Annotated in this window: 4 protein-coding genes; 3 read left to right on the forward strand and 1 reads right to left on the reverse strand. The window is 50.9% G+C overall.

The window, feature by feature from the left end; all coding sequences use genetic code 11:
- The 3 genes from rimP to infB all read left to right on the forward strand — a co-directional run.
- On the forward strand, positions 1-578 hold a 578-nt coding region (rimP, locus tag ACQY18_RS06190; RefSeq protein WP_428039241.1), incomplete at its 5' end, for a ribosome maturation factor RimP.
- Between the two features lie 64 nt (positions 579-642).
- Entirely contained in the window at positions 643-2037 is a 1395-nt protein-coding gene (gene nusA / locus ACQY18_RS06195) for a transcription termination/antitermination protein NusA (RefSeq protein ID WP_428039242.1), read from the forward strand.
- Positions 2012-4384 (forward strand): translation initiation factor IF-2, encoded by a 2373-nt coding sequence (gene infB / locus ACQY18_RS06200; RefSeq protein WP_428039243.1) that lies wholly within the window; start codon positions 2012-2014, stop codon positions 4382-4384. Before nusA ends, infB begins: the two co-directional genes overlap by 26 nt.
- Positions 4385-4544: 160 nt before the next feature.
- On the opposite strand, the gene ACQY18_RS06205 is transcribed toward infB, so the two are convergent.
- Entirely contained in the window at positions 4545-5117 is a 573-nt protein-coding gene (locus ACQY18_RS06205; protein ID WP_428039244.1) for a type IV pilin protein, read from the reverse strand.
- Positions 5118-5133 lie beyond the last annotated feature (16 nt).

Raw genomic sequence — 5133 nt, forward strand, 5'->3', positions numbered from 1 at the left:
TATTTGACAGACGGCTCCCCAAATGTTATGATATGAGTGTTCTAGAAAGAGCGGCTTGGCAACAAGCCGCTCTTTACTTAATAGGGCGCCTAGCCGCCCCGCAAGGACTTACGCTTATGATGAGAGACCCTAAAACAATAGAAGAAACCGTAGCCAAAGCCCTGGAACAGCAAAATGTGGAACTGGTGGATTTAGTCATCCAAAACCAGGGCCGTAAAAAACTGCTCCAGTTTTTTGTGGATAAAGAAGGCGGCGTCACGCTGGACGACTGCGGCGAACTTTCCGATAAAATTGACTCCATTTTGGAAATGGAAAACCTGATAGACGGCGCGTATATTCTGGAGGTATCTTCCCCCGGGGTACACCGCGTGCTTAAAAAGCCGGCCCACTATAAACGCTTTGTAAACGAGCGCGTAAAAGTAATCTTAAAAACCCCGCTTAACGGGCTCGGTTTTTTTACCGGGAACATCACCGCGGCGGACGACACCGGTTTCACTCTGGCAGACGGTTCCAACACCTACCGTTTTGAATACGATAACATCAAAAAAGCCACGCTGGACCCCGTTTTGGAGTTCTAGCCAACCCGGTACCGGGGCAAAATTCAGCTCCGGCACCTCATTAAATTAAGGAGATTATCCCCCCATGGAAGCAAAAGATTTAGTAATGGCCTTGGAAGGCCTTGAAAGAGAAAAAAATATCAAACGCGAAGATATTTTGAAAACCATTGAAGACGCCCTGGTTTCCGCCCTGCGCAAAAACTTGGGTAAAACCGCGCAAATCAGCGCTAAGATTGATACGGAAGCCGGCTCCATTAAAGCGTTCCAAACCTTAACGGTGGTGGAAACCGTCACCAACCCGGAAACGGAACTGGACGTGGAACAGGCCAAAGCCTATACCAAAAACCCCAAAGTGGGCGACGTCGTCACCAACACGTTGGACGTGGAAGACTTTTCCCGCATTGCGGCGCAAATTGCCAAACAGGTGCTTATCCAAAAGGTGCGCGGCATTGAGCGCGACAACTTTTATAAAGAATTCAAACCCCGCGAAGGCGAAGTGATTACCGGCTCCGTGCGGAGATTTTCCGACCGGGATATTATTGTGGACCTGGGCAAAGTGGAAGCCATTTTGCCGTACTGCGAACAAATTAAAAAAGAACGCTATGTAAACGGCTCCCGCGTAAAAGCCATTATCGCCAAAGTGCTGAACCAGAACGACCTGGCCAACGTGGGTGATGACCCGGTGCTTTCCCGCTACAAATCGGCCGCGTTCAAAATGGATAAAGGCCAGCGTGGGCCGTACGTTATTTTGTCCCGCACCAGCCCCAAATTTATGGAAGAATTGTTCAAGGTGGAAGTGCCCGAAATCAGCGAAGGGATTGTGGAAATTAAAAACATCCAGCGTGACCCGGGTTTCCGCGCCAAAGTAATGGTATCCAGCATTGACCATAAAATTGACCCGATTGGTACCTGCGTGGGTATGCGCGGCATCCGCATCCGTGCGGTTATGAATGAACTTTCCGGCGAACGCATTGATTTAATTAATTATTCGGACGATATTTCCACCGTTTTGATGAACGCGATTGCCCCCGCCAAAGCCAGCTATGTTAAGTTGGAAAGCGTGAGCGACAAAAAAGCCACTATCATTGTGCCGGACGACCAACTGGCTATTGCCATCGGTAAAGATTGGCAAAACATCAAACTGGCCAGCAAGCTGACCGGGTGGAATTTGGAAGTAAAGAGCGAATCCCAAAAAGCGCAGGAAGGCAAGGAAGCCAACGAACAAATCCAAGCGGCTTTGGCCGACGTGGAAGGCATTGGCCCCAAAATGGCGGAAGTGTTGCAAAAAGCCGGGTTTACCACGGTTGACAAAATCGCGTCCGTAGAGCCGGAACACTTAGCCACCTTGCAAGGCGTGGGCGAAAAAACCGCCGCTAAAGTAATTGAAAGCGCTAAAAAATATCTGGCTGAAAAAGAAGCCAAGGCCCAAGAGGCCCAAACCGGGGAGGTAAATGATGAGCATAACGAAGAAGCCAACTAATACCGAAGAAGACACCACCTCTCCTAAAAAGAAAACAGCCGCCAAAAAACCTGCGGTTAAAAAAACGGCCGCCAAAAAAACGGGCGAAACCAAAACGGTAGCCAAAAAAACTACCACCCGCAAAACGGCCGCTAAAAAAACGGGCGAAACCAAAACGGCGGCTAAAAAAACCGCCACGCACCGCACCGCGCACAAAACGGTAAAAACCGCCGCGCCGCAAGCGGCCGCCCAAACGCAAGCCGCGCCTGCGCCGCAAACGGCCGCCAAGGAAGCCGCCCCGGTAAAAGCCGCTCCCGCCAAAGTGCAAGCGGCGGCCCCGGTGCAAACGCCCAAACCGGCCCCCGTGCAAACGCCCAAACCGCAGGAAACGCACGCCGATAAGCCCCAAACGGCTCCGGCGCCGCGCCCGGAAGTAAAACCGGCCCAACCGCAGGCTCAAGCGCCCAAACCGGCCCCGGCTCACACGCCGCACGCCCAAGAGGCGCGCCCGAACCCGCAGGCCAATAACCGCCCGCAAGGGCAAGGCCATTTGGACAGGCACGGCCATTTCAAGCCGGAACAAGCGCCCGCCCCGGTAAAGGATTCCAAAAAAATCCGCATTGTGGGCACGCCTACGGTCAAAGAACTGGCCGAAAAAATGAACTTTAAGATTAACGATTTTATCAAAAAGCTCATGGGCCTGGGCGTATTTGCTACTATCAACCAAAGATTAGACAAAGATATGATTGAGTTGATTTTAAGCGAATGTGGTTTTGAAGCCGAAATGGCCGAAGAAGAACTGGACCAGGAAACCCTGCACATTATGGAACAGCAGGACGACCCGGCCTCTTTACAGCCGCGCAGCCCGGTTATTACCATTATGGGCCATGTGGACCACGGTAAGACCAGTTTATTAGATGCTATCCGCAGCTCCCATGTGGCCGAGGGCGAAGCGGGCGCCATTACCCAACACATTGGCGCGTACCGCGTAAAAACGCCGCGCGGCTCGCTGACGTTTTTGGATACCCCCGGTCACGAGGCGTTTACTGCCATGCGTGCGCGCGGTGCCCAAGCCACGGATATTGTGGTGTTGGTCGTTTCCGCCACCGACGGTATTATGCCGCAGACCATTGAAGCTATGGAACACGCCAAAGCCGCCGGCGCGCCGATTATCGTGGCCATTAACAAAATTGACCTGCCCGGTGCCAATCCGGACCGCGTAAAGCAGGATTTGGCTTCCCGCGGGCTGGTGCCGGAAGAATGGCAAGGCAACACCATTTTTGTAGAAATTTCGGCCAAGAAGAAAATTAACATTGATAAACTGCTGGAAATGATTTCCCTGCAAGCGGAAATGATGGAATTAAAAGCCAACCCGAACCGCTTGGGCGTGGGGGTCATTTTGGAATCCAAACGCGACAATAAACGCGGTGTGGTAGCCACGGTACTGGTGCAAAAAGGCACCATGAAAGTAGGCGACCCGTTTATCGTGGGAACCAGCTATGGGCGTATCCGCGCGCTCATTGACGAAAATTCCCAACGCTACCAAAAAATCGGCCCCAGCGTGCCCGCCGAAGTATTGGGCATCAGCGGGGAGCCGCCGCAAGTGGGCGACACGCTCTACATTATGGAAAGCGAAAAAGAAGCCCGCTACGCCGCCGAAAAACGCAAATTGGCGCAAAAGGAAGACAGCCAGGCGCACCGCAAGCAAGTTTCTTTAATGAACTTGGGTAAAGACGAGCAAGGCAACCGCGTTAAAAAGTTGCAAATCATCTTAAAAGCGGACGTGCAAGGCTCCATTGAAGCCATTAAAGACGCGCTGTTGCGTATTCCGTCCGACGAGGTGGAATTAGATATTATCTTATCCGCCCCGGGCAACATTAACGAGTCCGACATCTTGCTTGCCAAAGCCAGTAATGCGGTGGTAATCGGTTTCCATGTGGACGTGGAAAACAAAGCCCAGGCAGAAGCCGAACGCGAAGGCATAGAAATCCGCCTGTATACCATTATCTTTGAATTGTTGGAAGATATTAAAGCGGCCATGGAAGGCTTGTTAGAGCCGGACGTGGTGGAAACGCTGATTGGCTCGGCCACTATTAAGAAAGTTATGAAGTTAAGCTCCGGCTTGATTTCCGGCTCTTTGGTGGATAGCGGCAAAATGGTGCGCGGCTATGAGGTGCGCATTAAACGCGGCGGGCAGGAAATTGCACGCGGCCGCATAGAAGGGCTTAAACGCTTCAAAGATGATGTAAAAGAAGTGGATAAAGGGTATGAATGTGGTATTTTGATTGGAGGCTACAAAGGCGTTGCCGAGGGTGACGTGATTGAATGTTTCCGCAAAGATAACATTACCCGCCGGATTAAAATGTAATTTTAATCCTAGGACAGATTAAACATAAAGCCCTGCCGCAAGGCGGGGCTTTTTATGTACTCGCGGGCACATTACCCGCCGGATTAAAATGTAATTTTAATCCCAAAACTGTTTGAAACATAAAGCCCTGCCGCAAGGCGGGGCTTTTTATGTACTCAGTTTATCGTCCGCTGGAAGAGCAAAACCTAGTGCTTCCGTTATTGCAACAGTGGCCAGCAGGGGTATCAAGTCCGCAGAAATCCGCGCATAATTCCATGCCGGCTTGGTTGATTGCTACGCAATCGACATTATCATTCTGATATTCGCGTAGCAAGTAATATTGGTATTGCAATGAAGGGTGCTCATCCTGGCCCTCAAACACACGAGACGCCGCCACATAACTGCCAGCAAAATCGCGAGAAGTCAGCTCTATATCAAACCCGTTTCCACCCGCACCTGTCTGAGGGTCACCTTTAGTATAGTAGTGAGCGCCGCTTGCACCTTTCGGGGAAACATCTAACCCCTGAAACTCTCCCGCATAATGGTTGGTTTGCATAAACTTGCGGCGTTGGGCTTTAACAATACTATCCATGAGCGTGACGGCCTCCGTCATGCGGGAGCGTTCCACTGCCTTAAAATATTGCGGCATAGCCATAGCGGCTAAAATGCCTATAATCAGTACAACCACTAATAATTCAATCAGCGTAAAGCCGCCTAAACGGCTTATATTTGCGTTTTTCATGTAAAACCTCATTTTTTGATAAATTTTG

Origin of the sequence: Candidatus Avelusimicrobium faecicola, assembly GCA_900540405.1 — a bacterium.
Taxonomy (GTDB): domain Bacteria; phylum Elusimicrobiota; class Elusimicrobia; order Elusimicrobiales; family Elusimicrobiaceae; genus Avelusimicrobium; species Avelusimicrobium faecicola.